General features: G+C 65.3%; 29 protein-coding genes. 17 read left to right on the top strand and 12 right to left on the bottom strand.

What is annotated here, in order from left to right; translation table 11 throughout:
* The first annotated feature begins 8 nt into the window (after nt 1-8).
* From tatB to surE, 5 genes are all read left to right on the top strand, one after another.
* Nucleotides 9-536, top strand: coding sequence for a Sec-independent protein translocase protein TatB (gene tatB / locus QX124_RS14565; protein WP_315797510.1), 528 nt, complete (start codon nt 9-11; stop codon nt 534-536).
* The gene (gene tatC / locus QX124_RS14560) at nt 533-1,351 is read left to right on the top strand and encodes a twin-arginine translocase subunit TatC (RefSeq protein WP_315797509.1); all 819 of its coding nucleotides are present in this window, start codon (nt 533-535) and stop codon (nt 1,349-1,351) included. Before tatB ends, tatC begins: the two co-directional genes overlap by 4 nt.
* 118 nt (nt 1,352-1,469) lie before the next feature.
* The gene (gene serS / locus QX124_RS14555) at nt 1,470-2,801 is read left to right on the top strand and encodes a serine--tRNA ligase (protein WP_315738145.1); all 1,332 of its coding nucleotides are present in this window, start codon (nt 1,470-1,472) and stop codon (nt 2,799-2,801) included.
* A gap of 102 nt (nt 2,802-2,903) precedes the next feature.
* Nucleotides 2,904-3,260, top strand: a complete 357-nt coding sequence (locus QX124_RS14550; RefSeq protein WP_315738144.1) for a hypothetical protein — start codon at nt 2,904-2,906, stop codon at nt 3,258-3,260.
* A 99-nt stretch (nt 3,261-3,359) separates the two neighbouring features.
* Nucleotides 3,360-4,127, top strand: a complete 768-nt coding sequence (gene surE, locus QX124_RS14545; protein ID WP_315774957.1) for a 5'/3'-nucleotidase SurE — start codon at nt 3,360-3,362, stop codon at nt 4,125-4,127.
* An 8-nt stretch (nt 4,128-4,135) separates the two neighbouring features.
* On the opposite strand, the gene QX124_RS14540 is transcribed toward surE, so the two are convergent.
* Nucleotides 4,136-4,519, bottom strand: a complete 384-nt coding sequence (locus tag QX124_RS14540; RefSeq protein ID WP_315738142.1) for a response regulator — start codon at nt 4,517-4,519, stop codon at nt 4,136-4,138.
* Between the two features lie 264 nt (nt 4,520-4,783).
* Between QX124_RS14540 and QX124_RS14535 the strand changes: the two genes are divergently transcribed.
* A complete protein-coding gene (locus QX124_RS14535; protein WP_315738317.1) occupies nt 4,784-5,431 on the top strand; it encodes a protein-L-isoaspartate(D-aspartate) O-methyltransferase in 648 nt (215 codons plus the stop codon).
* A gap of 107 nt (nt 5,432-5,538) precedes the next feature.
* Nucleotides 5,539-6,984: a LysM peptidoglycan-binding domain-containing M23 family metallopeptidase gene (locus QX124_RS14530; protein ID WP_315774956.1), complete on the top strand. Its 1,446-nt coding sequence runs from the start codon at nt 5,539-5,541 to the stop codon at nt 6,982-6,984.
* A 51-nt stretch (nt 6,985-7,035) separates the two neighbouring features.
* On the opposite strand, the gene QX124_RS14525 is transcribed toward QX124_RS14530, so the two are convergent.
* Nucleotides 7,036-8,052 carry an ATP-binding protein gene (locus QX124_RS14525; RefSeq protein WP_315797508.1) on the bottom strand — a complete coding sequence of 339 codons (1,017 nt, stop codon included), beginning with the start codon at nt 8,050-8,052 and terminating at the stop codon, nt 7,036-7,038.
* 203 nt (nt 8,053-8,255) lie between these two features.
* Here QX124_RS14525 and yajC point away from each other — a divergent pair, with 203 nt between their 5' ends.
* From yajC to QX124_RS14500, 5 genes are all read left to right on the top strand, one after another.
* The gene (gene yajC, locus QX124_RS14520) at nt 8,256-8,624 is read left to right on the top strand and encodes a preprotein translocase subunit YajC (RefSeq protein WP_172108587.1); all 369 of its coding nucleotides are present in this window, start codon (nt 8,256-8,258) and stop codon (nt 8,622-8,624) included.
* Nucleotides 8,625-8,712: 88 nt separating this feature from the next.
* On the top strand, nt 8,713-10,314 hold the full coding sequence (secD, locus tag QX124_RS14515) for a protein translocase subunit SecD (protein ID WP_315797507.1): 1,602 nt from the start codon (nt 8,713-8,715) through the stop codon (nt 10,312-10,314).
* An 8-nt stretch (nt 10,315-10,322) separates the two neighbouring features.
* Nucleotides 10,323-11,330, top strand: coding sequence for a protein translocase subunit SecF (secF, locus tag QX124_RS14510; RefSeq protein ID WP_315738137.1), 1,008 nt, complete (start codon nt 10,323-10,325; stop codon nt 11,328-11,330).
* Nucleotides 11,331-11,380: 50 nt separating this feature from the next.
* Complete coding sequence (locus QX124_RS14505; protein ID WP_315738136.1) at nt 11,381-11,758, top strand: Mth938-like domain-containing protein; 378 nt, start codon at nt 11,381-11,383, stop codon at nt 11,756-11,758.
* Entirely contained in the window at nt 11,755-12,618 is an 864-nt protein-coding gene (locus QX124_RS14500; protein WP_315797506.1) for a phytoene/squalene synthase family protein, read from the top strand. Before QX124_RS14505 ends, QX124_RS14500 begins: the two co-directional genes overlap by 4 nt.
* A 13-nt stretch (nt 12,619-12,631) precedes the next feature.
* Here the strand turns inward: QX124_RS14500 and QX124_RS14495 are convergent, their stop codons facing one another.
* The 5 genes from QX124_RS14495 to QX124_RS14475 form a co-directional block, all read right to left on the bottom strand.
* Nucleotides 12,632-13,324, bottom strand: coding sequence for a TauD/TfdA family dioxygenase (locus QX124_RS14495; RefSeq protein WP_315797505.1), 693 nt, complete (start codon nt 13,322-13,324; stop codon nt 12,632-12,634).
* Nucleotides 13,325-13,568: 244 nt separating this feature from the next.
* Nucleotides 13,569-14,459 (bottom strand): TauD/TfdA family dioxygenase, encoded by an 891-nt coding sequence (locus tag QX124_RS14490; protein WP_315797504.1) that lies wholly within the window; start codon nt 14,457-14,459, stop codon nt 13,569-13,571.
* 67 nt (nt 14,460-14,526) lie between these two features.
* Complete coding sequence (locus QX124_RS14485) at nt 14,527-15,627, bottom strand: serine/threonine protein kinase (protein WP_315797503.1); 1,101 nt, start codon at nt 15,625-15,627, stop codon at nt 14,527-14,529.
* Between the two features lie 7 nt (nt 15,628-15,634).
* Complete coding sequence (gene trmFO, locus QX124_RS14480) at nt 15,635-17,068, bottom strand: methylenetetrahydrofolate--tRNA-(uracil(54)-C(5))-methyltransferase (FADH(2)-oxidizing) TrmFO (RefSeq protein WP_315797502.1); 1,434 nt, start codon at nt 17,066-17,068, stop codon at nt 15,635-15,637.
* 156 nt (nt 17,069-17,224) lie between these two features.
* On the bottom strand, nt 17,225-17,377 hold the full coding sequence (locus QX124_RS14475; RefSeq protein ID WP_006614327.1) for a DUF1127 domain-containing protein: 153 nt from the start codon (nt 17,375-17,377) through the stop codon (nt 17,225-17,227).
* A gap of 474 nt (nt 17,378-17,851) precedes the next feature.
* Between QX124_RS14475 and QX124_RS14470 the strand changes: the two genes are divergently transcribed.
* Nucleotides 17,852-18,115, top strand: coding sequence for a hypothetical protein (locus QX124_RS14470; protein WP_315797541.1), 264 nt, complete (start codon nt 17,852-17,854; stop codon nt 18,113-18,115).
* A gap of 72 nt (nt 18,116-18,187) precedes the next feature.
* Here QX124_RS14470 and QX124_RS14465 read toward each other — a convergent pair whose 3' ends face one another.
* The gene (locus QX124_RS14465) at nt 18,188-19,009 is read right to left on the bottom strand and encodes a lytic murein transglycosylase (RefSeq protein ID WP_315797501.1); all 822 of its coding nucleotides are present in this window, start codon (nt 19,007-19,009) and stop codon (nt 18,188-18,190) included.
* A 193-nt stretch (nt 19,010-19,202) separates the two neighbouring features.
* A complete protein-coding gene (locus tag QX124_RS14460) occupies nt 19,203-20,114 on the bottom strand; it encodes a DUF2189 domain-containing protein (RefSeq protein WP_315797500.1) in 912 nt (303 codons plus the stop codon).
* A 403-nt stretch (nt 20,115-20,517) separates the two neighbouring features.
* On the opposite strand from QX124_RS14460, the gene QX124_RS14455 reads away from it, so the two are divergent.
* Complete coding sequence (locus tag QX124_RS14455; protein ID WP_315738127.1) at nt 20,518-20,922, top strand: DUF3597 domain-containing protein; 405 nt, start codon at nt 20,518-20,520, stop codon at nt 20,920-20,922.
* Between the two features lie 91 nt (nt 20,923-21,013).
* Here the strand turns inward: QX124_RS14455 and QX124_RS14450 are convergent, their stop codons facing one another.
* From QX124_RS14450 to QX124_RS14440, 3 genes are all read right to left on the bottom strand, one after another.
* Nucleotides 21,014-21,178, bottom strand: coding sequence for a DUF1127 domain-containing protein (locus QX124_RS14450; RefSeq protein ID WP_315797499.1), 165 nt, complete (start codon nt 21,176-21,178; stop codon nt 21,014-21,016).
* 115 nt (nt 21,179-21,293) lie between these two features.
* Nucleotides 21,294-21,566: a GNAT family N-acetyltransferase gene (locus tag QX124_RS14445; RefSeq protein ID WP_315797498.1), complete on the bottom strand. Its 273-nt coding sequence runs from the start codon at nt 21,564-21,566 to the stop codon at nt 21,294-21,296.
* Between the two features lie 6 nt (nt 21,567-21,572).
* Complete coding sequence (locus QX124_RS14440) at nt 21,573-22,115, bottom strand: DUF3828 domain-containing protein (protein WP_315797497.1); 543 nt, start codon at nt 22,113-22,115, stop codon at nt 21,573-21,575.
* 255 nt (nt 22,116-22,370) lie between these two features.
* Here QX124_RS14440 and QX124_RS14435 point away from each other — a divergent pair, with 255 nt between their 5' ends.
* From QX124_RS14435 to QX124_RS14425, 3 genes are all read left to right on the top strand, one after another.
* Complete coding sequence (locus QX124_RS14435; RefSeq protein ID WP_315797496.1) at nt 22,371-23,972, top strand: acyl-CoA synthetase; 1,602 nt, start codon at nt 22,371-22,373, stop codon at nt 23,970-23,972.
* 6 nt (nt 23,973-23,978) lie between these two features.
* Nucleotides 23,979-24,836, top strand: coding sequence for a PCC domain-containing protein (locus tag QX124_RS14430; protein ID WP_315797495.1), 858 nt, complete (start codon nt 23,979-23,981; stop codon nt 24,834-24,836).
* 75 nt (nt 24,837-24,911) lie between these two features.
* A complete protein-coding gene (locus tag QX124_RS14425; RefSeq protein WP_315797494.1) occupies nt 24,912-25,682 on the top strand; it encodes an AAA family ATPase in 771 nt (256 codons plus the stop codon).
* The last annotated feature ends 240 nt before the right edge of the window (nt 25,683-25,922 follow it).

Raw genomic sequence — 25,922 nt, 5'->3', positions numbered from 1 at the left:
ATTGTTTCATGTTCGATATCGGCTGGAGTGAGCTGCTCGTCATTGGGGTCGTCGCGTTGATCGCGATCGGTCCCAAGGAGCTTCCGGGCGTCCTGCGTATGGTCGGGCAATGGATCGGCAAGGCGCGCCGGATGGCCTCGGAGTTCCAGGGCCAGTTCCAGGAGGCGATGCGCGAAGCGGAGATGGCCGACCTCAAGAAGAGTTTCGATGAGGTCCGCGAGGCGGCCAGCGGTTTCACCCCGACCGGCGTGATTTCCTCGTTGCAGCGCGACGTCGACAAGGCGCTCGATATCGAGGGGATCGACAAGTCCGCCGAGCCGGCACCAGCATCGGACGTGGCTGCTGCTTCGCCCGAGCCTCCTGTGATGACCCCGACCACCCCCGAACCTCCAGTGGCCGAGACCTTCGGAGAGCCTGAAGTCCATCAAGCCGTGGGCGAGCCGCTGGCGATCGTGCGTGAAATCAAGCCCGAGCCGCAGCCTGAAATGTCTGCGTCAGCAGAAGCTGAACGTCTGAAGGACGCCAAAGCGTCATGACCGTCGAAGATATCGAGGCCAGCAAGGCCCCGTTGATGGATCACCTGATCGAGCTGCGGTCGCGGCTGATCAAGGCACTGCTCGGCTTCGGCGTGGCCTTCATCTTCTGCTTCTTTTTCGCCAAGCAGATCTACAACATCCTTGTGCTGCCGTTCGTCTGGGTGGCAGGGGCCGAGAACAGCAAGTTCATCTACACCCAGCTGCTCGAATATTTCATCACGCAGCTCAAGCTCGCGATGTTCGGCGCTGGTTTCATCTCGTTCCCGATCATCGCGACGCAGATCTACAAGTTCGTGGCGCCGGGGCTGTATCGCCACGAACGCAATGCTTTCCTACCCTACTTGATAGCGACCCCCGTCTTCTTCGTGCTCGGCGCCATGCTGGTCTATTTTGCGGTGTGGCCGATGATCGTGCGCTTCTCATTGGGCATGCAGCAGCTCGGCGGCCCCGAGACGGCGCAAATCGCGCTGATGCCCAAGGTCGGCGAATATCTGTCGCTGATGATGTCGCTGATCTTCGCCTTCGGCATCGCGTTCCAGCTGCCGGTGATCCTGACCCTGCTTGGTCGCATCGGCATCGTGACCTCGCAGATGCTGAAAGAGAAGCGGCGCTATTTCATCGTCATCGCCTTCATCATCGCCGCCGTGCTGACGCCGCCGGACGTGCTGAGCCAAGCGTCCTTGGCGATCCCGCTGCTGGCCCTCTACGAAGGCGCCATCATCGCGGTGGGGATCGTCGAGAAGCAAGCGGCTGCGAAGTCGGGCGCCGGCACGTCGTCCGGCTCCGGCAATCTGCCCAGCAATCCGGCCGAGTAGGGCCGGGCTTCCCGCCTGGCCTGGCCTGTTCCCATCCGCTGCCATTCGCGGTAGTGCAAGCCGGCCCGTGACCCCGGGCGACTCGCCGAGATCTTTTCGTCTCCAGGACCGAACGACCATGCACGACATCAAATCGATCCGCGACAATCCGCAAGGTTTCGATGCGGCGCTGACGCGCCGGGGTCTGTCGCCCCAGTCGTCGCAGCTGCTCGCCATCGACGAACGGCGTCGCGCTGCGATCCTGGCGTCCGAGCAGGCGCAGGCGCGGCGCAACGCCGCCTCCAAGGAAATCGGCGAGGCCAAGAAGGCCAAGGACGACGCGCGCGCATCGGCGCTGATGGAGGAGGTCGCCAAGCTCAAGACCACCATGCCGGAGCTCGAGGCGGCCGCGAAGCAGGCAGATGAGGAGCTGGCGCGCGAGCTCTCGGCGATTCCCAATTTGCCGCTCGACGAGGTGCCGGACGGCAAGGACGAGCACGACAATGTCGAGCGCCACATGTTCGGCGCGCGGCGCAACTACGCCTTCGCGCCGAAGCCGCATGATGATCTCGGTGCGGCTCTTGGCACCATGGACTTCGAATCGGCTGCGAAGCTGTCGGGCGCGCGCTTCGTCGTGCTGAAGAGGGGCCTGGCGCGGCTCGAGCGCGCGCTCGGGCAGTTCATGCTCGACCTGCATACCAATGAGCACGGCTACACCGAGATCAATCCGCCGCTGCTGGTGCGCAACGACGTCATGTTCGGTACGGGCCAATTGCCGAAATTCGAGGACGACCAGTTCTGGGCCGTGAAGGGCGAGCTGATTGCAGCGCCGGATGATCGCCTCAAGACCGAGCGGCTGGGTCTCATTCCAACTGCCGAGGTGGCCCTGACCAACCTGGTCCGCGAGTCCATCGTTGACGAGAAGGAGTTGCCGATGCGGCTCACGGCGCTGACGCCGTGCTTTCGCGCCGAGGCCGGAGCAGCCGGACGCGACACCCGCGGCATGATCCGTCAGCATCAGTTCACCAAGGTCGAGCTGGTGTCGATCACGACGCCGGAGACCAGCAAGGACGAGCACGAGCGCATGCTGGCCTGCGCCGAGGAAGTGCTGCGCCGGCTCGATCTGCACTATCGCGTCATCACGCTGTGCACCGGCGACATGGGCTTCTCCTCGCAGAAGACCTACGACATCGAGGTCTGGATGCCCGGGCAGGGCGATGGCGGCGCCTTCCGCGAGATCTCCAGCTGTTCGGTGTGCGGCGACTTCCAGGCACGCCGCATGGATGCACGCTATCGCGGAAGCGACGGCAAGCCGCGCTTCGTCCACACATTGAACGGCTCGGGCACGGCAGTCGGCCGCGCGCTGATCGCAGTGATGGAGACCTATCAGCAGGCCGACGGCTCGATCGCCGTCCCCGATGTGCTGCAGCCCTATATGGGCGGCCTCAAGGTGGTGGCCGCGGAGCCATAGCGCCGCGGCAAATTGCATCCGCCCAGGTCGCCGCCATTGTGTGGGCGCCGACGGGTCGTATCCTCGGTTCTGTTCAGCAATTGCTTTTCAGATACCGGCATCATGGCTCTGCATCGGGATATTTTCTGGATCGGACGGCAATGGGCCGTCACCGGCTCCGGCATCCAGGCGGTCGATCAACGCCTGAAGGGAGCATTCGATATCGATCGTGCAGCGGTGTGGCATGATGGCCCGCCGGAGGCCCTGCGCCATCAGGCCTGGTTCAACGCTGCTGATTTCGACAAGGCGCTGGGTGTTGCGCGGGCCCGGTTTCCGGCGCCGCCGCTGGCCGAGTCCGCTGTGCCTTCGCCGGTCCCTCCGCCAGCGTCCCATGTGTCCGTCACCCCCGCCGCGTTGCTCCGGCTGGGTACGCGAGGGAAGCTCGCCAGGTTCCTGCCGCAGTGGCGGATTCGGCCCTGAACCACTGCCGAACCCGGCTCGAGGCGGCGGGTTTGCCTCGATGTCGCGCAGCAGATAAGACACCGCGGCAATCGTCTTGAACGGGATGGAAAGGTGGCCATGCGGATTCTCTGCACCAATGACGACGGAATCCATGCGCCGGGTCTCAAGGTGATCGAGGAGGTCGCACGCGCCCTGTCCGACGACATCTGGATCGTGGCTCCCGAACTGGACCAGAGCGGCGTGTCCCATTCGCTCTCGCTCAATGACCCCCTGCGGCTGCGCGAGGTCGGCCCGCGGCATTTCGCGGTGCGCGGCACGCCGACCGACTGCGTCATCATGGGGGCCCGTCATATCCTGGGGGCGAAGCTGCCCGACGTGGTGCTGTCGGGCGTCAACAAGGGCCGTAACGTTGCCGAGGACGTCGTCTATTCGGGCACCATCGCCGGCGCGCTCGAAGGCACCATTCTCGGCTTGCCGTCGTTCGCCCTGTCGCAGGAATTCAGCGTCGCAACGCGTGACAAGCCGTCCTGGGACACCGCGCTCAAATTCGGCCCGCAGATCGTGCGCAAGGTGCTCGAAGCCGGCGTACCAAGGAATACGGTGATCAACGTCAACTTCCCAGCCTGTGCGCCGGAAGAGGTCAGGGGCGTCGTGGTCACCCGCCAGGGCAAGCGCAATCTCGGCTTCTTGAAGGTCGACGAGCGTCGCGACGGCCGCGGCAATCCCTATTTCTGGATCGGCTTCGACCGCGCTGCCTCGCTCGACGTGCCCGACGAGGGGACGGACCTCGCGGCCCTCGCGGCGCACTACGTGTCAGTGACTCCGCTTCGCCTGGATCGCACGGACGAGGCGTTCTCCGGCAAGCTCAGCGACATTCTGGGCTGAAGCGCCGTCTACCCCTGTGGCTCAGCGCCACGCAGCGCATGGTCGATCGCCTTTCCGAGCGTCTCGAGCTGGAACGGCTTCTGCAGGGCCGGCCGGTCGCGATATTCCTCCGGCAATCCCGACGAGCCGTAGCCGGTTGCGAAGATGAAGGGCCGGTTGCGCGCCTTGATGAGATCGGCCACCGGCGAGATGACCTTGCCGTTGACGTTGACGTCGAGAATGGCGACGTCGAAAAAGGTGCTCTCGGCCAGCCGCATCGCTTCGCCGATTTCGCCGGCCTCGGCCGCGACGGTATAGCCGAGCTCCTCGAGCATGTCGGCCACCATCATCCGGATCATGACTTCGTCTTCAACCAGAAACACAGAGCCGCGCGGCGGCCGCGGTGCAGTCATGATGTCAGTCCTTGCCCATACCCGATTTGACGCTCGCAAATAACGGCTTATGGCGCAACGTCAACAATGTCATCTTTCACCGCCGTGCGGCGTGGGCAGGCTCGCCCATAAGGTGAACGAACCGGACCCGACTTGGTTCCTCGTGCGGAACGCGGTCGTCGTTGGGACCATGTCGGTGCGTAGTTGCGATGTGTGCGCGGAAATTCGGTGCGCAACCCTCGCCCCGCAGGTAAATTGCCCACGAGCCCACCAACCGACATCCCGATGCCCCCAGCCGCTCCTCCCGAGAAAATGATGTTTCAGCTGACCCTGCGTCGGCGGGGGATCAGCGATCAGGCGGTGTTGCGTGCGATGGAGGAGGTGCCCCGGGAAGAGTTCGTTCTGCCGGCCGACCGCCCGGACGCCTATCGCGACAGCGCGATGGCGATCGCTTGCGGGCAGACCATCAGCCAGCCGTTCGTCGTGGCCTACATGACCGAACAGCTCAAGCTGCAAAAGACCCACCGCGTGCTCGAAATCGGCACCGGGTCCGGATATCAGGCCGCGATCCTGTCCCGGCTTGCGGCTCATGTCCTGACGGTGGAGCGCTTCCGGACATTGGCCGACAAGGCCAGGGAGCGGCTGGAGAAGCTCGCCTGCTTCAATGTCGAGGTCATGCTCGGCGATGGCTACGCGCTGCCGCCGGGGGGCGGCCAATTCGGTCGCATCATCGTGACCGCGGCGATGGACGAGATTCCCCAGAGCCTGCTCGACCGGCTGGAGCCGGACGGTATCCTGATCGCGCCGGTCGGGCCGCAACACGGGGTGCAGACGCTCGTCAGGATCACGCGAACGGGCGATCGTTTCGACCGAAAAGAGCTCGTCGACGTGCGATTTGTGCCGGCAATTCCGGGGATTGCGCGCGAACTTTAAACGTGCGGATCAGCAGGCCGCACAACGCTTTATTCGCGGCTTAAGCGCTTATTTACCGCGGCTGTGTTTACTCGAATTCGTTGTTTGTTGCGTACGAGTGAGTAACCATGCCCACTACCGTCGAGTTGCTTCGCTCGCGCCGCCTGCCGCAGGTTGCGGCATTGGCGCTGATGTCGTTCGGCGTCGCCGGCTGCAGCGCCGACATGTCGACGCGGCTGTCGCAGACGCAAAACCCGTTTTCAAACCCCTTTGCATCCGATTCCACGGGGTCGGTGCAGGCGCAGCCGCCCCGGCAGCACCAGCCCTACACGCCCGCTCCGGCGCCGGCCTACTCGTCCTCGGCGCTGCCGCCCCCGGCGGTCGGGGCTCCGCAATCCTATCCGGCCGGCGGCGGTGCGGGAGGCGTATCCTCGGGCGGGCGCGGCGTCGCATCCTATGCGCCACCTGCTGCGGTCCCCGTGGCTGCACCCCCGGTCGCTGCACCCCAATCCTATGCACAGCCGGCGCATTCCTATGCTCCGCCGGCCCAGCCGCGCCTCGAGACCACCGGCACCGTGCCGCCGCGTTCGGTCGCCGCCGCGCGTCCCGCCAGCGGCACCAAGATCATCGTCGGCACCAGCGATACGCTCGACATCCTCGCCAAGCGCTATCGCGTGACACCGGCTGAGATCCTGGCTGCGAACGGCTACAAGGGCCCGCGCGCGTTGTCGCCGGGCCAGCAGCTGATCATTCCGCATCCCGGCACGGTCGCGGCTGCGCCCGCGGCCCAGCCCGTTGCTGCGGCGCCAATGGTTGCGCCGAAGCCGGTGGCGGCCGCAGCGCCCGCAGCTCCGGCCACCGTCCACTTCGTCAACCGCGGCGAGACACTCGCCAGCATCGCCCGCCAGAATCATCTGACGGCGGCTGAGCTCGCCCGCGCCAACAATCTCGATCAGGCTTCGCCGCTCAAGCTCGGGACCAGGCTGACCGTCCCTGGCAGGGCCGTGGCGGCAGCTGCGCCGGTGGCTCCGGTCGCAACCGTTCCCCAGGCGGTTGCGACCGTGCCGGCGCCAGCGCCGACCACACGGGTCGCGACGGCCGCCGGTCCGGTCCAGACCGCCCGCCTGGCCCAGGCCAATCCGGCACCCGAGAAGGAGGAGGAGCCGGCTCGGCCGGCCGAGACCACCAGCTCGCTGCCGACATTCCGCTGGCCGGCGCGCGGCAAGGTGATCACGAGCTATGGCGCCAAGACCAACGGCAAGTCCAATGATGGCATCAACATCGCCGTTCCCGAGGGCACCCCGGTAAAGGCGGCCGAAGATGGCGTCGTCGCCTACGCCGGCAATGAATTGAAGGGCTATGGCAATCTGGTCCTGGTGCGGCATTCCAACGGCTACGTCACCGCATATGCCCATGCGAGTGAGCTGATGGTGAAGCGCGGTGATCCGATCAAGCGCGGCCAGGTCATTGCCAAGTCGGGTCAATCGGGAGAAGTCGGATCGCCGCAGCTCCACTTCGAGATCCGCAAGGGATCGTCGCCGGTTGACCCGCTGCAATTCCTCAACGGGGCGTGAGGTCCGGTCGTTTGACCTCACGCAATCGTGGACGACACGGGGCCGCGCAGATTACTGCGCGGCTTTTTGCGTTGTCAGCCGCACGCCGAGGCGGCCCGCCAGATCTTGCGTGAACTGCCACGCGACGCGGCCCGAGCGCGAGCCGCGCGTCGTGGCCCATTCCAGCGCCTCGCGCTCCAACTGATCCTCGGCGACCGCGATGTCGAAATGGCTGCAATAGCCTTTGACCATCGCGAGGTACTCGTCCTGGCTGCAGCGGTGGAAGCCGAGCCACAGTCCGAAGCGGTCGGACAGCGAGACCTTTTCCTCGACCGCTTCGCCCGGATTGATCGCGGTCGAGCGCTCGTTCTCGATCATGTCGCGCGCGAGCAGGTGGCGCCGGTTCGAGGTGGCGTAGAGAATGACGTTCTCGGGGCGGCCCTCGATGCCGCCTTCGAGCACGGCCTTCAGCGACTTGTAGGACGCGTCATTGCCGTCGAACGACAGGTCGTCGCAGAACACGATGAAGTGGAACGGCGCGGCACGCAGGATGTCCATCAGCGCGGGCAGGCTCTCGATGTCCTCGCGATGAATCTCGATCAGCTTGAGCCGGTCCGCCGGCTTGCGGGCGACATTGATGCCGGCATGGGCGGCCTTGACCAGCGATGACTTGCCCATGCCGCGCGCGCCCCACAACAACGCGTTGTTGGCCGGCAGGCCGTTGGCAAAGCGCTCGGTGTTCTCGATCAGGATGTCGCGCATCCGGTCGATGCCCTTGAGCAGGTCGATCTCGACACGGCTGACGCGCGGCACCGTCGAGAGCCGGCCGTCCGGATGCCAGACGAAGGCGTCGGCCGCGTTGAGGTCCAATGCCGGCGCGGCACCCGCATGGGTTGTTGCCAGATGCGTCGCAATGGCTTCCAGCGCACGGGCGATGCGCTCGGCGATGTGGTCGGGAGCAGGGCCGGCGGGACGTTTTGCCGCGACCTTAGCCGGCTTTTGCGCTGCGGGCTTGGAGCTTTTTTGGAGACGTCTGACGACGGTTTGGGCGGGACTGCGGGACGGGGCTTTGGCTGGTTTTTTCGACATGCTGCAAGTTCCTGATGGGGCAGCCATATCGGGCCTCGCCCGCTGCCGCAAGCGGGGCGAAATGAAGGGGCGGGGCGCCTTGCTATTGGGACTGCTGCCGCTATATTCCGCGCGAAATTCGCAAGAGGCCGGCCCGCGCCGAGACAAGCGTGGTTCGCCGGCTATTCCCGTCTCACCGGGCGCTGCCCACGAGGATCGACCACATGCTGATCACCCCTGCCTATGCCCAGGCCGCCGGCGCTGGCGACACCAACAGCATGCTGATGTCGCTGCTGCCGTTCGCGCTGATCTTCGTGATCATGTATTTCCTGATCCTGCGGCCGCAGCAGAAGAAGGTCAAAGAGCACGCCGACCTCGTCAAGAACGTCCGCCGCGGCGACACGATCGTGACCCAGGGCGGTCTGGTCGGCAAGGTCACCAAGGTCGTCGATGACGACCAGGTCGAGTTCGAGATCGCCGACGGCATTCGCGTGCGCCAGATGCGCCAGATGATCACGGGCGTCCGCACCAAGGGCGAGCCCGCGAAGGCAGATGCAAAGGACGACAAGAAGGACGAGAAGGCCGCGAGCTGATCGTCGGCCTGGCCAGTTGAACGCCAGCCGTCGCTCTTTGTGATGTTCTGATTTTTCGGGCCGGCTGCGGCCCTTACGGACAACCTCCATGTTGTATTTCACGCGGTGGAAGGCGCTGGGCATCATTCTCACGGCGCTCGTCGTGTGCCTGTGCGCGGTGCCCAACTTCTTCTCCGAAGCAACGGTCAAGACCTGGCCGTCCTGGGCGCAGCGCCGGCTGGTGCTCGGCCTCGACCTGCAGGGCGGCTCCTATCTGCTGCTCGAGGTCGACTCCAACTACATCAAGAAGGAGCGGCTCGATGCCGTGCGCGACGACGTTCGCCGCACGCTGCGCGATGCCAAGATCGGCTACACCGGATTGGTGAGCCGGGGTGATGGGGTCGAGGTCCGGATCACCAAGGAAAGTGACACGGGAACTGCGATTTCCAAGCTGCGCGATCTCTCGCAGCCGCTCGGCGGGCTGCTCGGCTCCAGCGGCCAGCGCAGCCTCGAAGTCAGCGATGCCGGTGGCGGACTGGTCCGGCTGACGATCCCGCCGGCGGCCATCACCGAACGCATCCGCCAGACCATCGAGCAGTCGATGCAGATCGTCGAGCGCCGCGTCAACGAGCTCGGCACCGTGGAGCCGGTGATCCAGCGCCAGGGCAACGACCGCATCCTGGTGCAGGTGCCGGGCTTGCAGGATCCGACGCAGCTCAAGAACCTGCTCGGGCGCACGGCCAAGATGGAATTCCGGATGGTCGATACGTCCGTGCCGGTGGATCAGGCGGTGCAAGGGCGGGTGCCGCCGGATTCCGAGGTGCTCCAGAGCGCATCGCCCCCCAACCAGCCCTATGTCGTGAAGAAGCAGGTGCTTGTCTCCGGCGGTGATCTCTCCGATGCGCAGACCGGCTTCGACCAGCGCACCAACGAGCCGATCGTCACCTTCCGCTTCAACTCGGCCGGCTCGCGCAAGTTCGCGCAGGCCACGACCGAGAATGTCCAACAGCCGTTCGCCATCGTCCTCGACAACAAGGTGATCTCGGCGCCGGTCATCCGCGAGCCGATCACCGGCGGCTCCGGCCAGATCTCCGGCAATTTCACCGTGCAGTCCGCCAACGAGCTCGCGATTCTGCTGCGCGCCGGCGCGCTGCCGGCGCCGCTCACGGTCATCGAGGAGCGTACCGTCGGTCCGGGCCTCGGCGCCGATTCGATCGCCAAGGGCGAGCTCGCATCCTATGTCGGCTCGATCCTCGTCATCGTGTTCATGCTCGTGACCTACCGGCTGTTCGGTGTGTTCGCCAACATCGCCGTGGTGGTGAACGTCGCGATGATCTTCGGCGTGCTGTCGCTGTTGAATGCGACGCTGACGCTCCCGGGCATCGCCGGCATCGTGCTGACGGTCGGCATCGCCGTCGACTCCAACGTGCTGATCTATGAGCGCATCCGCGAGGAGCTGCGCGGCGGCCGCAATGCGATCTCGGCGATCGACGCCGGCTTCAAGCGCGCATTGGCGACCATTCTCGACTCCAACATCACCACCTTCATCGCCGCCGCCGTGCTGTTCTATATCGGCACCGGCCCCGTGCGCGGCTTCGCCGTGACCTTGGGCATCGGCATCCTCACCACGGTCTTCACCGCCTTCACGCTCACCCGTCTGATCGTCGCGGCCTGGGTGCGGTGGAAGCGGCCGCAAAGCGTGCCAATCTAGGAGCTACTGTGACATACTGGGTTCTCATCGGGCTTGGCATCCTGATCGCGGTGCTGACGGTGGTCAGCGCGCTCGGCCTGCTGCCGTCGCTGCGCATCGTTCCCGACGACACGCATTTCGATTTCACGCAGTTCCGCCGCATCAGCTTCCCGATCTCGGCGGCGCTGTCGATCCTCGCGATCGTGCTGTTCTTCACCCATGGCTTGAACCTTGGCATCGATTTCCGCGGCGGCACCTTGCTCGAGGTGCGCGCCAAGTCCGGCACCGCCGACATCGCGGCGATGCGCGCGACGCTGGCGACCCTCGGTCTGGGCGAGGTGCAGCTGCAGCAGTTCGGCGGGCCGGCGGGGGTTCTGATCCGTGTTGCCGAGCAGCCGGGCGGCGACGCTGCCCAGCAGGAGGCCGCGAACAAGGTGAAGGCGGCGATCGGCGATTCCGTCGAGTATCGCCGAGTCGAGGTGGTGGGTCCGCGCGTTTCCGGCGAGTTCCTAGCCGTCGGCATGCTCGGCCTGATGCTCGCGATCGTCTCGATTCTGATCTATCTCTGGTTCCGGTTCGAGTGGCAGTTCGCGCTCGGTGCCATGATCGCCAACGTCCACGACATCGTGCTGACGATCGGCTTCATGTCGATCAGCCAGGTCGATTTCGACCTCACCAGCATCGCGGCGCTGCTGACCATTCTCGGCTATTCGCTCAACGACACCGTCGTCATCTACGACCGTATCCGCGAGATGTTGCGGCGCTATAAGAAGATGCCGATGCCGCAGCTGCTCAACGAATCGATCAACTCGACCTTGTCGCGCTCGATCATCACGCACGTCACGGTGACCCTGGCGCTGCTGGCATTGCTCTTGTTCGGCGGCCCGGCGATCCACAGCTTCACCGCGGTGATGATGTTCGGCGTGGTGCTGGTCGGCACCTACACCTCGATCTTCATCGCCGCGCCGATCTTGATCTATCTCGGCGTCGGAGCCGTTCGGGGTGATCAGGCCGACGAGCCGAAGAAGAGGCCTTGATCGGGACTTGAGCCGTTGGACCCGAATCGGGGCTGAGAGGTTGGTCTCGCATGGCAACTGACGCTCCGCATTTCCCGCGGTCCGCGCCGATCGACGGTTATGGCAAAGGCGGCTTCGCCTTTGCCGGCATGTCGCATCGCGGCTCGCTGCTGTGTCTGCCGGATTCGATCTGGGCCTGGGACGTCACCCAGCCGAGCCAGATCGACCGCTACGCGTTGCAGCGCGTTTTCGACGCAGCCAACAAGATCGACACACTGATCGTGGGGACCGGAAACGATGTCTGGATCCCGCCGGCACCGTTGCGCGCGGCCTTGCGGGGCGTGAACGTCGTGCTCGATGCGATGCAGACCGGTCCCGCGATTCGCACCTACAACGTCATGATCGGCGAGCGGCGGCGGGTGGCGGCAGCGCTCATCGCCGTCCCATGAGCGAGGCCAGCGCCAACAGCGACGCCGCGTTCTGTGCGAGCCTCGTTCGGGAGCATGATTTCGACCGCTACGCCTCGACGCTGTTCATGGCGCCCGAGCACCGGCGTGCGCTGTTGTCGCTATACGCATTCAACGTCGAGGTCAGCCGCATTCGAGATCTCGTGTCGCAGCCGCTGCCGGGCGAGGTCCGCCTGCAGTGGTGGCACGACACGCTGACGGGTCATGAACATGGCGGCGCGGAGGGAAATCCCGTTGCAGCCGAATTGCTGCTCACCGTGCAGCGCTTCGCGCTTCCGGTCGAGCGGCTGACGCGCCTGATCGATGAGCATCAGTTCGATCTCTACAACGATCCGATGCCGACGATGGCGGCGCTGGACGGCTATCTCGGCGACACGCGCGGCGCGCTGTTCGCGCTGGCGGCACAGATCATTGCGCCGCCGTTTGCGGAGGCGGATCACCTCGCGCACCATGCCGGCATCGCGCAAGGGTTGCTCCAGGTGATCGCATCGCTGCCGCGCGATGCCGCCCACCGGCAGCTCTATGTTCCGCTCGATCTCCTCGCGCGCCATGGCGTCAGCCAGGAGGAGATGTTCGCAGGCAAGGCATCATCGGCGATTCAGGATGTGATCATGGACCTGCGTGGGCAGGCCCGGCAGCATCTCGATCACACCCTCGAGCTGGCGCGTCAGGCGTCGCCGGCGGTGCGGCCGGTTCTGCTGCCGCTGGCGCTGGTCCGGCGCGACCTCGCGCGGGCCGATCGCCGCACCGACGATCCGTTTCAGCCGCAACCCCGCTCGCGCCTTGCGACGTTGTGGACGCTGTGGCGCGCTGCGAGGACGGCGAGTTTTGGCGCGCGCTGACGCTCTCGCGGGCTCAAGCCGAGGGCATCGTATTCCAGAGTGGCGGGCTGTGAAGGAGTCTCGGCATGTCTGGCGGCTCGTGCCGGTGGATCGTGCAGCGGGTGTCCCAGACGACGAGATCACCGGACCGGCAGGTGTGGGCCCAGCTGAACTCGGGCCGCTCGGCAAGCTGCCAGAGATCGTCGAGCAGCGCATCCGATTCGTCCTGCTCGAGACCGACGACACAGGAATGGCGGCGCTGCCCAAGCGCGAGCATCGCTCGGCCCGTATCGGAGTGATTGCCGACCAGCGGATGCACGGGGCCTGCGACGATGGTGCGACGGCCATCATCGGCGGTGTCGCTCGCGACATGACGGACCTTCAGATGAGCGACGCGGCTGCGCAGCGCCGGCGAGAGCGCGTCATAAGCGGCGTAGAGGCTGCAGAACGACAGCCTGCCGCCCAGCAAGCTGCCGGGGGAGGTGTAAAATAGATCCGCGTGACCGAAGCGACGACTGAAGGCCGCGATGTCACACTCACCAAGACGCTGGCCGCGCACGAGCAGGACCTGGTGCTTGAGCAGCGCGCGCATGAACGAGGCGAACGCCCAATCGTCGAAGGATCTGAGATCGACATTGCAGACCTCGGCACCGAGTGTCTTTCCCGTCGGGATGACCTGGATGAGGCTGCTTTCGGCGCTTCGAGCAACGTTGCTTCTGAGACTCACTTGCGTCATCTCCCAAGTTTCACCAGCGCCTGCAAATCAACCATCGTAATTTGTCGGGGGTGTTTCGGCTCGGAGGCAATTCGCGGAAGGATCGCGGCACGATCTGGCGATTGTCGGCACACTCTGCCGCTCTGAGTCGGAAATTGGACGCTTCAAGGCGACGCGCGAGGAAATATCCAGCATCCTGCAACTCATTCGCAGGCATTCTGGCGCTTGATCGTGCGGATGCCCGCGCGCAAGCGAATCAGTGCGGGCGATCTGTTCCCTTGATCTGGGTTCGATGCATGATTCGCCGCGCATGATCATCGAACGGATCGCGCCGATGCATGGTGCAGCGATTGTCCCAGATGACGAGGTCGCCGACCTTCCAGACGTGCTCCCAGGCGAATTCCGGACGAGCAACATAGGTCCACAACTCGTCGAGCAATGCTTCCGACTCGGCGAGCCCGAGGCCGACCAGATAGGCGTTGCGCCGGCGGCCGAGATAGAGCATCTGCCGGCCGGAATCGGGATGCGTGCAGACCAGCGGATGGATCGCGCCCGGCGACGTGCGCGGATCATCGGTCGGCGCCACACCCTGCCGGACGAAGCCGCCGCTGTTGTAGGTGCCGTCATGCTTGATCTTCAGATCCGCGATGCGGCGCTTCAGTTCAGGAGGAAGGGAGTCGTACACGGCATACATGCTGCAGAACGACGTATTGCCGCCGACGGGTGGAATTTCCAGCGCGTAGAGCGCGCTCGCGATCGGCGGCGTGTCGAGATATGACATGTCCGTGTGCCACACCGCTTCGCCGGCGCCGAGGCTGCCGATCGCCTCGCCGTTCACCTTCACGTTCGACACGATGTAGATTTCGGGCAGACCGTCGACGAAGCGGCGCCCATTCTCCTGCACCGGCGCCCAGTCGAGATCGCCGAAGCGGCGGCTGAAGGCGATCAGGTCCTGGTCCGTCAGACCCTGGCCGCGCACCAGCAAAACGGAGTGCGTGTGAAAGGCACGGAGCAGGGCGCTGAAGCCCGCATCGTCCAGATGCTTGAGATCGACATTTCGAATCTCGGCACCGAGTTGCCGGCCGGTCGGAATGATCTCGATGTTCGACGACCGAGACGTGGTGGCTGCGCGGCTCTCGACGTTCATTGCCAGATCCTCCCAAAGGACATTGCATTCGCAGGATACAATGGTCGGACCGCGAAGTCTCGTCCGCTCAGGCCGAAGGCAGTTTCAGGTCCGCCTCGAAATTGAACCGGTCGCGCAGGTTCTTGCGCGAGTCCAGGATGTCCTTGAGGAAAGCGCGATCGCTGTCGCTCGTGAGCATCGGCTCGATCAGGTCGATCTGGTTCATCGCCACCAGCTGCAACAGTTCAGTGCGTGGCCTGCCGCTGGCGTCGCGCGGCAGGGCATGCACGACCTGGATATGCTCCGGCGGCTTCGGGCCCTTGGCTGAAGCAAGCTCGTTTTGCAGCTGAGTTTCAAGCATCGGCTGCTCTCCCTCGACGAACGCATAGAGCCCGACGCCGGTCCGGCGATCGGCGAAGGCAACGATCGCGGCGTCGCGCACGGCCGGGTTCTTCCGGATCATGTCCATCAGCACCGGCGCATCGTTGACCAGGCGTCGTCCGCCACCCTCGCGGTCGGTGAAATTGAAGATGCCGCGCGTGATGGCGCGATACACCTTTTTGCCGGTCATCAGCCAGATGCGCGCGAACAGCGATTTGCGCGCCAGGATTTTGCGCTCCTTCGGCGTCAGCGCCTCGGGCGCGTAACTCCGCTTATGCTTGAGCAGATGACGCAGGTCCTCATAGGCCGCGATCCGGAACAGCCGGCTGCGGCTCTCGAAGCAGGCGGCCAACTGGAAATCGGTCACGTAGCAATGGCCGTCGTGACCGACGAGCCAGTTCTGCTCCTTGGCGAGATCGTTGTGCGTGATCCCGGCGCGATGCAGCCGGCGCATCATCTGTTTGGCCGAGCGGAAATAGGCGACGTTGCCGTGCGGCTTGGCCAGATGCAGCGCCACGCCATTGATGAAGCCGCGGATCAGCGCGCGATCCCCCGCCCATAGCAGATCAGGGCCGGCGTTGAGCCCCTTGGCGCGCATCAGCGCCTTGCGCTCGCGCGCGAACAAATGCCGCGCCAGCACGAACGACCACCACGGCACCTCGTCGAGCCGGCGCAGCACGGCGTCGACATCGCCGGCCTCGCTCTTGAAGCGGCCGCGCTCGACGGTCGAGAACACGTCGCGCTTGAGCAGCACACCTTCGCTCCAGCGCGCCGCCAGCAGGGCGGAATCGGTCTTCGGCAGGCTCATCGTACTCTCACGCAGCGGCCGCGACGGGCAGGTGCTCGGCGATCCAGCGGTCGAGATCGGCCAGCGCGCGGGCGCTCATCGCCTGCTTCTTCGCCACCGTCTTCTCATTGCCCTTCAGCCGCGTGCCGTCGGGCTTGCGGGTCGGGGCCGTCGCCAGCGGCGGGAACAGGCCGAAATTGATGTTCATGGGCTGGAACGAGCGCGTCGCTCCATCGATCGTTTCGATATGGCCGCCAGTGATGTGGCCGAGCAGGGCACCGAGCGCGGTGGTCGGAGGCGGCGGCAGCAGATTTGCGCCACGTGTCTCCGCGGCGGCGCAGAGCCCGGCGATCAGGCCGATGCTCGCCGACTCGACATAGCCCTCGCATCCCGTCATCTGGCCGGCAAAGCGCAGCCGTGGCTGGACGCGCAGGCGGAGCTGCGAATCCAGCAGTTTCGGCGAGTTGAGGAAGGTGTTGCGATGCAGGCCGCCGAGCCGCGCGAATTCCGCGTTCTCGAGGCCTGGGATCGTGCGGAAGATCTGCTGCTGCGGGCCGTATTTCAGCTTCGTCTGGAACCCGACCATGTTGTAGAGCGTGCCGAGCTTGTTGTCCTGGCGCAGTTGCACGATCGCGTAGGGCTTGACCGTCGGATTGTGCGGATTGGTCAGGCCGACCGGCTTCATCGGGCCGTGACGCAGCGTCTCGTGGCCGCGCTCGGCCATCACTTCGACCGGCAGGCAGCCATCGAAATAGGGCGTGTTGGTCTCCCACTCCTTGAAGTCGATCTTCTCGCCCGCGAGCAACGCCGCGACGAAGGCGTCGTACTGCTCTTTCGTCATCGGACAGTTGATGTAGTCGGCACCGGTGCCGCCCGGACCGACCTTGTCGTAACGCGACTGGAACCAAGCGACCGACATGTCGATCGTGTCCTTGTGCACGATGGGCGCGATGGCGTCGAAGAACGCGAGCGCCGTCTCGTCGGTCAGGTCACGGATGGCCTCGGCGAGCAGCTGCGAGGTGAGGGGACCGGTGGCGATGATCACCTTCTCCCACTCCGCGGGCGGCAGGCCCGCGATCTCGCCGCGGCGCAGCGCGATGCGTGGATGGCCTTCCAACGCGCTTGCGACGGCCGCCGAGAAGCCGTCGCGGTCGACGGCCAATGCGCCACCGGCCGGGACCTGGTTGGCGTCAGCGGCCCGCATGATCAGCGAGCCCAGCCGGCGCATCTCGGCATGCAGGAGGCCGACGGCGTTGTTGGCGGCATCGTCGGAGCGGAACGAATTCGAGCAGACCAACTCGGCAGGCGTTGCGGTCCGGTGCGCCTCGGTCATGCGGTCCGGCCGCATCTCGTGCAGCACCACGTCGACGCCGGCCTCGGCCAGCTGCCAGGCGGCTTCGGATCCGGCGAGGCCGGCACCGATCACGTGGACGGTATTCGAAGGTGATTTGGTCCCTGTCATGCGCGGGACAGGTAGCGCTTTTCCCGAGCGCTGCAAATGCGCCAGTGGGGTTCAGCGTGAGAAACCGGGCGCGTGTGTTTCGTTGCGCCAGGGCCTAGACACGGCAACGCCCGCAGCGAGGCGGGCGATGTCCGGTAGATATCGGAAGAAGGCTGATCAGCCGTTGTAGTGACCGGCAGCAACGCGCGGGATGTCCGAACGATCGAGACCGATGTCGGCGAGTTCGCGATCGCTGAGCTGCGACAGCTCGGCAACGTTGCGCTGATACTCACGGAACGCCTGCACCATGCGGATGAGCGAGAGCAACATGAGAAATCTCCTTTAGTTCGCGATTCAGTTCTTCGTCGGAACCTCATCGTTGAAATGAACATAGAAGAGCTTATTGCGATGCGGAAGCGTGAATGTTGCGATGCAGCTAAACCCCGGACGCATAGCTTGCATAACCCTTGAGTAAGAATCGGGCAGGCGCCCGGCAGCTCAGCGACCCGCGCAAGGCTCCGTATTCATGCAGATTTTCGATCGCCCGTTCGAATTGCCGGATCGAGCAGTGCCGGCTTAAAGGCTGGTCCAGGCACGAAACCATTGCCCGACATACACCTCACGAAACGCATGGGTTCATATAATGAACATAAATTCATTATGTACGCTGCGCCTCTCAAATCGATGATCGCCATCACGGACCGCTCGCGCGGATTTCACTTCGCGGCATATAACGAAGGGTGCGACAAAGTGTCGCGGTGCTGGGCAATGATGCCGGCGCCGTCGCACCAGCGAGGAAAAACAATGAACAAACTTTTTGGGGCCGCGATCATCACTGCGGCAATTGTGGCGGTCGGTCCGGCTCAGGCGGCGCGGATGCATGGCGCCGGCTGTAGCGGGGCCAATCTGGAAAAGACCGAGACGGCGATCGAGGCCATGGCCGACGGCGACGCCAGATATACCGCGCAGAAGGAGATTGCGGCAGCGCAGGACGCGCTGCTGAGCGGCAAGATGGGCGCCTGCAGCGTGCACCTGACCAAGGCGATGCAGGCCGGGATGATCAAGTAGCAGGCGCATCTTTCGCATCATCGAACGAACGGCCGGTCGCGATGCCGCGATCGGCCTCATTCCTGACCCGGGCTACGGCGCCCGCGCCAGCTGGGTCGCGAAGGTCGCGACCGTCCGCGCGTAGACCTCGCTCTTGTTCCACTGCTGGATGACCGCAAAATTCGGGCCGCCGGGCTCCCAATCCTTGCCCTTCTGCCAGCCATAGCCCTTCAAATAGTTCGCGGTGGAGGCGAGAACGTCGGGCGCGCTGCGGATCAGATCGCGCCGGCCATTGCCGTCGAAATCGACGGCGTATTTGATCCAGGACGACGGCATGAACTGCGTCTGACCGATCTCGCCGGCCCAGGCGCCGCGCATTTCGGCCGGCTGAAGGTCGCCGCGGTCGACGATCCGCAGCGCATCCAGCAACTCGCCGCGAAACTGCTCGGCGCGGCGGCAGTCATAGGCCAAGGTCGCGAGCGCACGGATGGTCGGAAACTTTCCGACATTGACGCCGAAATCGGTCTCGAGCCCCCAGATCGCGACCAGCACCTCGCCGGGTACGCCGTAGCTCTGCTCGATCCGCGACAGCACCGAGCCGTATTGCTTCAGCATGTTGGAGCCGCGGGTCATGCGCGGCGGGATCATGCGCCCGGAGAATTCCTCGAAGGTCTGGCTGAACACCTTCTGACCGCGGTCGCGGTTCAGCACGCTTTGGTCGGGCGTCACGCCGGTCAGCGCCGCATTGATCGTGTTTTGTGAGATGCCCTTGGCCGCAGCTTCGGTCTTGAACTCGGCGAGCCAGCCGTCGAAATTGCCGCTGCCGCAGGGCACCGCGGCGCGCGCTGGTGCTGACAGGGTGGTGAGGGCAGCGAGGCAGGCAAGAGCGGAAACGGCGAGAACGCGAGCAATCATCGAAACACCTGGACGGCAATGGATTCAAAAAGCGTTGCTGGGCGCGCTCCATGTCGGGCGTAACCGCGGCAGCAACAAGGCCTTTCGATCACATTGGCGTCGGATTTCGTGAGCGCTGCAACACGCTGGCGGCTTCTCGAGGCGACCGCCGGCCTGGGAGGCCGGCGGCCGTGACAAACTCGTCGCTGCGTCCTCACATCCCGTCGCGCGAGCGCCATGGGAACAGGTTCGCCGGGAAGTCGGCCGCGGGTTTGGAGCCGCGCGGGGCCGGCGGCACGATCCGGGCTGCGTCGGGATTGATCGCGATGGCTTCGCGGTAGAGATGCCAAGTGGCGTGGCCGAGCACCGGGATCACAACGGCGAGCCCCAGGAAGAACGGAATCGTGCCGGCGACCAGAAGCACCGCGACGATGAGGCCCCAGGCCGCAACCGGAACGGGATTCTTGGCCACCACGCGCAGCGAGGTGACGACTGCTTCGAGCGCGCCGGCGTGTCGGTCGAGCATCAGCGGGAAGGAGACGACGCTCAGGCACAGCGCCAGCAGCGCGAACAGGAAGCCGACGCCGCAGCCGACCGCGATCAGCCACCAGCCTTGCGGCGTCGTGAACACCCGCTGCAGGAAATCGCCCGCGCCCGTCGCGCCGCCATAGCCGAACACTGCGACGTAGATCGCCTGCGCGGTCGCGACCCAGGTGACGAACAGCGCGAGCAGCAGCGTGCCTAGTCCGAGCATCGAGCCGAACGACGGCGACCGCAGCACCTCCAGAGCATCCCAGGCACTGGTGTCCTCGCCGCGGTCCCGGCGGCTGCTGAGCTCATAGAGACCGAGCGCGGCGAATGGGCCGAGCAGGGCGAAGCCCGCCGCCAGTGGAAACAACAGCGGCAGCACCGCATAGCCGAACACCGCGCGCGCGATCACCAGGCCGAGAACGGGATAGATCGCACATAGCATCACGGCGTGACTCGGGACGGCCTTGAAATCGTCCCAGCCGAGCCGCAGCGCGCGCATCAGGCTCGACATGTCGATCGTGCGAATCGTCAGCTCAGCCGCGACCTCGTCTGCCGCCCGAACGTGGGAGGCGGCATTGCTGTGGTAGGTGGCCATCGTCGTGTGCTCCCTCAACTTGCGTAGGGCGCTACCCAACCACGCAGGCGGGCTGCGCTTCTCGTTGGAACAAATTCGCGGATGGCCAGACGCGACGAACCTCGGGGCGGCCATTCGCGAACGGAAGTCATCAGGATAGTGGCAAAACAGGCCGCGCCTACTCACGCCTCGGTGAGTGCTGTGAATGTCGCGGTGCATTAGAACGGTGCCCGCGACCGAAGAAGCCGAGCCGTCCACGGACAAAGTCATTCCGCCGTCATTCCGCCTTGGGTAAGCTTCACATTCGTCGCCGTGGTCGCCTTGGCAGGCCCCGGCGGGTGGCGGAGCGGCTCTACGGCCGTCTTTGCAACGGAACAACGCCGGCCGAGTTCTTCTTACGATCACCATCCATTGGGAGCCATTGATGAGCATTTTCGGAAAGATCATGGGCGCTATTTTCGGCCATCATGCCGAGGCTGCGCCGGCCGGCGGCAGCACGCCCGCCGCGGGCGGCACCGCGCCGGCAGGCGGTACGGCAGCTCCGACCGGGGGCCCGGCTGCTGCGGCGCAAAACGTCGATGTGGCGGCGATCGTCGACAAGGCCGCGGCTGCCAAACACGAGAAGCTGGAGTGGCGGACCTCGATCGTCGACCTGATGAAGGCGCTCGACATCGATTCGAGCCTCGCCGCGCGCAAGGAGCTTGCCAAGGAGCTCGGCTACAGTGGCGACACCAACGACTCGGCCAGCATGAATGTGTGGCTGCACAAGCAGGTGATGAGCAAGCTCGCCGCCAATGGCGGCAAGCTTCCGCCGGAGATCAAGCACTGAGCGTCGGCCGCCGACGGCCCAAAAGCGAAAGGCCCGCCATCGCGCGGGCCTTTGTCGTCGATATCGTGTCGCGAGAGGTTGCTCGAACGGCTCAGACGTGCACGACGCCGGCGCGTTGCCAGGCCTCGGCGTGCAACTGGTCGCGGTTGAAGCCGATGTCGCGCAGCGTGCGCTCGTCGAGCTGGTCAAGATAAGCGAGCTGGGTGCGGTAGTGGACGTAGCGCTTGAGAACGTCGAAAATGGCAGTGACGAACATGAGCCTCCCCCCACCGGTCTGGTTGCTTGTTCGGCGGGGGATTGCTGATCCATCCGGGTAGCCATTGGGTTAAAGCGCGCGGTCCAATCGTGTTGCTCGGTAATTCTACGGAACGTCACGCCATGATGTCCCGGTTCTCCGGATGGTCGCGGAGGTAGTCTGCGACGAAGCTGCAGCCCGCGATCACCTTGCGGCCCTCGGCGCGGAGCAACTCCAGTGCGCCCTTGACCAGCTCGGACCCGATGCCCCGCCCGCGCAGGGCCGCCGGGGTCTCGGTGTGGGTGATGACGACCGCCTGCGGCGTCGCTCGGTAGTTGGCAAAAGCGATGCTGCCTTCGACGTCGAGCTCGAAGCGGCTCTGGGCCTTGTTGTCGCGGACGGCGGTCATGCTTCTCTACCTTCGTTTCGGTTTGTCGGTCTGCTTGATGAATTCGGCCAGCATTTCGCGGATCGACCAGGGCTTGCCGTCGACGGCGCCGCGGATGTCGTCGATCTTCCATTGGCCGGCATCGCGCACGAAGTCGTAACGGATGACGTTGTCGGCCTGTTCCTTGCGATCGTTGCGATGGCCGGCGATGGTGACGGCGACCGTCGCCTTGTCGGCCTCCTGCTTCTCCGGACTCACCTTGAACGAGGCGACATCCGGATCCTGCGAATTGGTGACGGGATCGAAATCGACCGCGCCGACCTCGCCCTTCGGCGTGCGGGCGTCCATCTTGGCCCATTGGGCGGCCAGCGACTTCGACAGATAGTTCGCGCGTGCCGCCTTGTTCTCGATGACGAAGTTGCCGCCATCCTCGCCCTTGCCCTTGGCGACGCGGGTGTAGATCGCGGTCATGATGCCGGTGGGCTCATTGGCGGCGGGGGCCTGCGCGCGAAGCGGGGATACGGCGAGCACGCCAGCGAGGCCGAGAAGCAGGAAATGACGATTGATCATGGGTGTCCTCAAATCAGATTCGGTGCGCGGTGAAATGAAGGAATGCGCGGCCGGCCTCGGGTTTGTCGCACGGCATCTGCATTCGTTCGAATGACACCGTCGCATGGGAGCGATGGGCAGGCCGCGCTTGCGAGGTCGCGCGGGACCGCGATAAACAAGTGGGAAGGTAACGGGTGGCCGAGACTGCCCGAGAATCGATCGAGGGAACGCTGTCATGGTTCTGTTCATTTGCTGCCGGGATGCGAGGGCTCGTCGATGAGTGGCGCACAGCTGCGGATGTCGCGGCGGGTGATGAATCTCGCGCATATCGTGACGCAGAACGGCCGCCGGCTCGGCGACCGCGTCGGCTTCGTCTGGGGCGAGAGGTCGTGGACCTGGCGCGAGATCGACGCGATGGTCTCGGCGCTCGCGGCGGCGCTGGCCGAGCAGGGCATCGCCAAGGGCGATCGCATCCTGGTGCACTCCAAGAACTGCGAGGAGATGTTCGTCTCGATGTTTGCCGCGTTCCGGCTCGGCGCGGTCTGGGTGCCCACCAATTTCCGCCTGATGCCGGACGAGGTCGCCTACCTCGCGACCGCCTCGGGCGCGAAGGCGTTTCTCTGCCACGGCGACTTTCCGGAGCACGCTGCCGCAGTGACGACTGCTGACTTTACCTGGCGCATCGGTGAAGGCGGCAGCTTCGGCACGGGGGCCGTGGCCGACGCAATGAAGGCGCATGTCGGCGCACACGTCGCGAACGCTGCCGTCGAGCACGACGATCCCTGCTGGTTCTTCTTCACCTCGGGCACGACCGGCCGCTCCAAGGCGGCGGTGCTGACGCATGGCCAGATGGCGTTCGTCATCACGAACCATCTCGCGGACCTGACGCCGGGCACGACCGAGCACGACGCGTCGCTCGTCGTGGCGCCGCTGTCGCACGGCGCCGGCGTGCACCAGCTGATGCAGAGCGCGCGCGGCGCCAGGACGGTGCTGCTGCCGAGCGAGAAGTTCGACATCACCGAGGCGTTCCGTCTCATTGAGGCGCATCGCATCAGCAACCTGTTCACGGTGCCGACCATCCTGAAGATGATGGTCGAGCATCCCGCCGTCGACCGGTTCGATCATTCCTCGCTGCGCCATGTGATCTATGCCGGCGCGCCGATGTATCGCGAGGACCAGAAGCGCGCGCTGGCGCGGCTCGGCAAGGTCATCGTCCAGTATTTCGGCCTCGGCGAGGTCACCGGCAACATCACGGTGCTGCCGGCCGCGGCGCACGAGGAAGAGGATGGACCGGAGGCGCGGATCGGCACCTGCGGCTATGAGCGCACGGGCATGCAGGTCTCGATCCAGGACGATCAGGGGCGCGAGCTGAAGCCGGGCGAGACCGGCGAGATCTGCGTCATCGGTCCGGCCGTGTTCGCGGGCTACTACGACAATCCCGACGCCAATGCCAAGGCGTTTCGCGACGGCTGGTTCCGCACCGGCGATCTCGGCCACATGGACGCGCAGGGCTTCGTCTATATCACCGGCCGCGCGTCGGACATGTACATCTCCGGCGGCTCCAACATCTATCCGCGCGAGGTGGAGGAGAAGATCCTGACCCATCCCGACATCGGCGAGGTCGCCGTGCTCGGCGTGCCTGATCCCGTGTGGGGCGAGGTCGGCGTCGCCGTCTGCGTGGCGCGCGAGGGCGCGGCCGTGCCGAGCGAGAGCGCGATCGCCGGCTATCTCGCGACCAAGCTGCCGCGCTACAAGATGCCGAAGCGGTTCTTCTTCTGGGATGCCTTGCCGAAGTCCGGCTATGGCAAGATCCCCAAGCGCCTGGTGCGCGACGAGCTCGAGGCCCGCGGCCTGCTCGATCTCACCAAACAAGGCTGAGTGCGGATGCGATCCATCACCCAGCCCGGTGTCCCCGTCTCGGACCGTATCCAATGGGTCGAGGCGCGCGGCCGCGCGTTCAGCTTCACCATGGAGCAGGGGCTGCCGCTGCTGGAAGCCGCGCACCGCGGCTTTGCGGCGCACGGCTTTGCCGGCGGCGTGCTCGACATCAGAGGTGGCGCGCTCGGCCCGTTCGCCTATGTGATGCCGGCGTTGTCGAAGACGCCGGATCATGCCGCGTTCTACAGCGAGACCTATCGGCCCGCCGGTGTCACGCATCTGACCACCGCCACCATGACGCTTGGCGTGCGCGACGGCGCACCGTTCTTCCATTGCCATGCGCTGTGGACGGAAGAGGGCGGTCGCAACGGTGGCGGGCACATCCTGCCCGAGGAGACGATTGTCGCGGAGTCCTTTGATGTCGAGGCGTTCGGGCTCGACGGTGCGATCTTCGCGGCCGAGCCTGATCCGGAGACCGGCTTCAAGCTGTTCGGACCGGTGGCGGCGGCACCGCGCGCCGCAAGGACCGATCGCCGCGCCTTTGCGCTGCGGCTGCGGCCGAACCAGGATTTTGCCGGCTGTCTGGAGGACTTCTGCCACGCGCAAGGCATCAGCAGCGCGCGCATCCGCGGCGGTGTCGGCTCGACCATCGGCGCGCGCTTCGAGAGCGGCGTCGTCGTCGAGCCGTTCGCGACCGAGCTGACCATCGCCGCCGGAGCGATCGCACCCGGCGGTGACGGCCTCGAAGCCACGCTCGACGTCGCGCTGGTGGACTACACCGGCGCGTTGGCCCAGGGACGTCTGGTTCGCGGCGACAACCCGGTGCTGATGACGATGGAGCTGGTGCTGGAGGTCGCGGCGTAGCCCGCGTGGGACGGTGGCCGATCCCGCCGCCTTGTGCGAGATTGCCCGCGATGTCACCGAATTTGTGAAGGCGTCATGGCGAGGAAGCAACGTGAGATCCGGCTGCGCGCACCCTATCTGAAGCGGCTGTGGCTCGATCCGGCCAAGATCGCCGACCGCGCTGAATATCCGTTCTGCCTGCCGTTCCTGCAGGGCGAGTTCGAGCTGAGCTTCACGAGCGCCATCACCATCATCGTCGGCGAGAACGGCACCGGCAAATCGACCCTGCTCGAAGGCATCGCGGCGCTGGCCGGCTATGACGAGGCCGGCGGCGGCAAGGGCTACAGGCCGGTGGATCATGGTCGTGCGATCGAGCGCATGGGGGGCACGCTCGGTGCCGCGTTCCGTGCGAGCTGGCTGCCGAAGATCACGCAGGGCTGGTTCTTCCGCGCCGAGAGCTTCTTCTCGGTGGCGCGCTATCTCGACGAGGCCGCGTTGGACGATCCATTCGGAGGGCCGCCGCCCGACTTCCTGTCGCATTCCCACGGCGAGGGCTTCCTGCGCTTCTTCGAGGAGCGCTGCCAGCGCCAGGGCATCTACATCTTCGACGAGCCGGAATCGGCGCTGTCGCCGGCGCGCCAGATCGAGTTTCTCAAGCTGATGCGGCGGATGGACGAGTCCGGTCATTGCCAGGTGCTGATGGCGACGCATGCGCCGGTGCTGATGGCCTATCCCGGCGCGACCCTGCTGCGCCTGACCAAATACGGTCTCGAGAAGGTCGTTGTGCAGGACACCGATCACTTCAAGGCCCTGCGCGAGTTCTGCGCCGATCCCGACGGCTTCGTGCAGGCGGTGCTTGCGGAGTGAGGGCGGGGCGTGGTGCATGAGAGTTGGCGAGGTCGACCAACTTGCTCCGCCGTCATTGCGAGCGAAGCGACGTGTCCGCCGAAGCCCATCGGGCGCAGGCGGAAGCAATCCAGGGCTGCGCAAAGACTCTGGATCGCTTCGTCGCTTTGCTCCTCGCGATGATGGAGAGACATGAGTCCTCGTTCCCGCGTGCGAATGGCGTCCGGGCTTTGCATCATATTCTGCCCTCCTCGAAGTGAG

The sequence above is a fragment of the Bradyrhizobium sp. SZCCHNRI3043 genome, from assembly GCF_032377735.1.
Classification (GTDB): domain Bacteria; phylum Pseudomonadota; class Alphaproteobacteria; order Rhizobiales; family Xanthobacteraceae; genus Bradyrhizobium.
Note: the sequence above shows the minus strand (reverse complement) of the source record. Positions and strands in the feature narration are given on the sequence as shown.

Excerpts from the sequence above, each read along its gene's own strand:
- QX124_RS14540 (WP_315738142.1), bottom strand. The coding sequence starts at position 4,519 with ATGACTGCACCGCGGCCGCCGCGCGGCTCTGTGTTTCTGGTTGAAGAC.
- QX124_RS14525 (WP_315797508.1), bottom strand. The coding sequence starts at position 8,052 with ATGTCGAAAAAACCAGCCAAAGCCCCGTCCCGCAGTCCCGCCCAAACC.
- QX124_RS14425 (WP_315797494.1), top strand. The coding sequence starts at position 24,912 with ATGGCGAGGAAGCAACGTGAGATCCGGCTGCGCGCACCCTATCTGAAG.
- yajC (WP_172108587.1), top strand. The coding sequence starts at position 8,256 with ATGCTGATCACCCCTGCCTATGCCCAGGCCGCCGGCGCTGGCGACACC.
- tatC (WP_315797509.1), top strand. The coding sequence starts at position 533 with ATGACCGTCGAAGATATCGAGGCCAGCAAGGCCCCGTTGATGGATCAC.
- QX124_RS14485 (WP_315797503.1), bottom strand. The coding sequence starts at position 15,627 with ATGAGCCTGCCGAAGACCGATTCCGCCCTGCTGGCGGCGCGCTGGAGC.
- trmFO (WP_315797502.1), bottom strand. The coding sequence starts at position 17,068 with ATGACAGGGACCAAATCACCTTCGAATACCGTCCACGTGATCGGTGCC.
- serS (WP_315738145.1), top strand. The coding sequence starts at position 1,470 with ATGCACGACATCAAATCGATCCGCGACAATCCGCAAGGTTTCGATGCG.
- QX124_RS14435 (WP_315797496.1), top strand. The coding sequence starts at position 22,371 with ATGAGTGGCGCACAGCTGCGGATGTCGCGGCGGGTGATGAATCTCGCG.
- QX124_RS14430 (WP_315797495.1), top strand. The coding sequence starts at position 23,979 with ATGCGATCCATCACCCAGCCCGGTGTCCCCGTCTCGGACCGTATCCAA.
- QX124_RS14465 (WP_315797501.1), bottom strand. The coding sequence starts at position 19,009 with ATGATTGCTCGCGTTCTCGCCGTTTCCGCTCTTGCCTGCCTCGCTGCC.
- QX124_RS14450 (WP_315797499.1), bottom strand. The coding sequence starts at position 21,178 with ATGTTCGTCACTGCCATTTTCGACGTTCTCAAGCGCTACGTCCACTAC.
- secD (WP_315797507.1), top strand. The coding sequence starts at position 8,713 with ATGTTGTATTTCACGCGGTGGAAGGCGCTGGGCATCATTCTCACGGCG.
- QX124_RS14505 (WP_315738136.1), top strand. The coding sequence starts at position 11,381 with ATGGCAACTGACGCTCCGCATTTCCCGCGGTCCGCGCCGATCGACGGT.
- QX124_RS14470 (WP_315797541.1), top strand. The coding sequence starts at position 17,852 with ATGAACAAACTTTTTGGGGCCGCGATCATCACTGCGGCAATTGTGGCG.
- QX124_RS14550 (WP_315738144.1), top strand. The coding sequence starts at position 2,904 with ATGGCTCTGCATCGGGATATTTTCTGGATCGGACGGCAATGGGCCGTC.
- QX124_RS14460 (WP_315797500.1), bottom strand. The coding sequence starts at position 20,114 with ATGGCCACCTACCACAGCAATGCCGCCTCCCACGTTCGGGCGGCAGAC.
- QX124_RS14500 (WP_315797506.1), top strand. The coding sequence starts at position 11,755 with ATGAGCGAGGCCAGCGCCAACAGCGACGCCGCGTTCTGTGCGAGCCTC.
- QX124_RS14440 (WP_315797497.1), bottom strand. The coding sequence starts at position 22,115 with ATGATCAATCGTCATTTCCTGCTTCTCGGCCTCGCTGGCGTGCTCGCC.
- tatB (WP_315797510.1), top strand. The coding sequence starts at position 9 with ATGTTCGATATCGGCTGGAGTGAGCTGCTCGTCATTGGGGTCGTCGCG.
- surE (WP_315774957.1), top strand. The coding sequence starts at position 3,360 with ATGCGGATTCTCTGCACCAATGACGACGGAATCCATGCGCCGGGTCTC.
- QX124_RS14490 (WP_315797504.1), bottom strand. The coding sequence starts at position 14,459 with ATGAACGTCGAGAGCCGCGCAGCCACCACGTCTCGGTCGTCGAACATC.
- QX124_RS14455 (WP_315738127.1), top strand. The coding sequence starts at position 20,518 with ATGAGCATTTTCGGAAAGATCATGGGCGCTATTTTCGGCCATCATGCC.
- QX124_RS14530 (WP_315774956.1), top strand. The coding sequence starts at position 5,539 with ATGCCCACTACCGTCGAGTTGCTTCGCTCGCGCCGCCTGCCGCAGGTT.
- QX124_RS14535 (WP_315738317.1), top strand. The coding sequence starts at position 4,784 with ATGCCCCCAGCCGCTCCTCCCGAGAAAATGATGTTTCAGCTGACCCTG.
- QX124_RS14445 (WP_315797498.1), bottom strand. The coding sequence starts at position 21,566 with ATGACCGCCGTCCGCGACAACAAGGCCCAGAGCCGCTTCGAGCTCGAC.
- QX124_RS14475 (WP_006614327.1), bottom strand. The coding sequence starts at position 17,377 with ATGTTGCTCTCGCTCATCCGCATGGTGCAGGCGTTCCGTGAGTATCAG.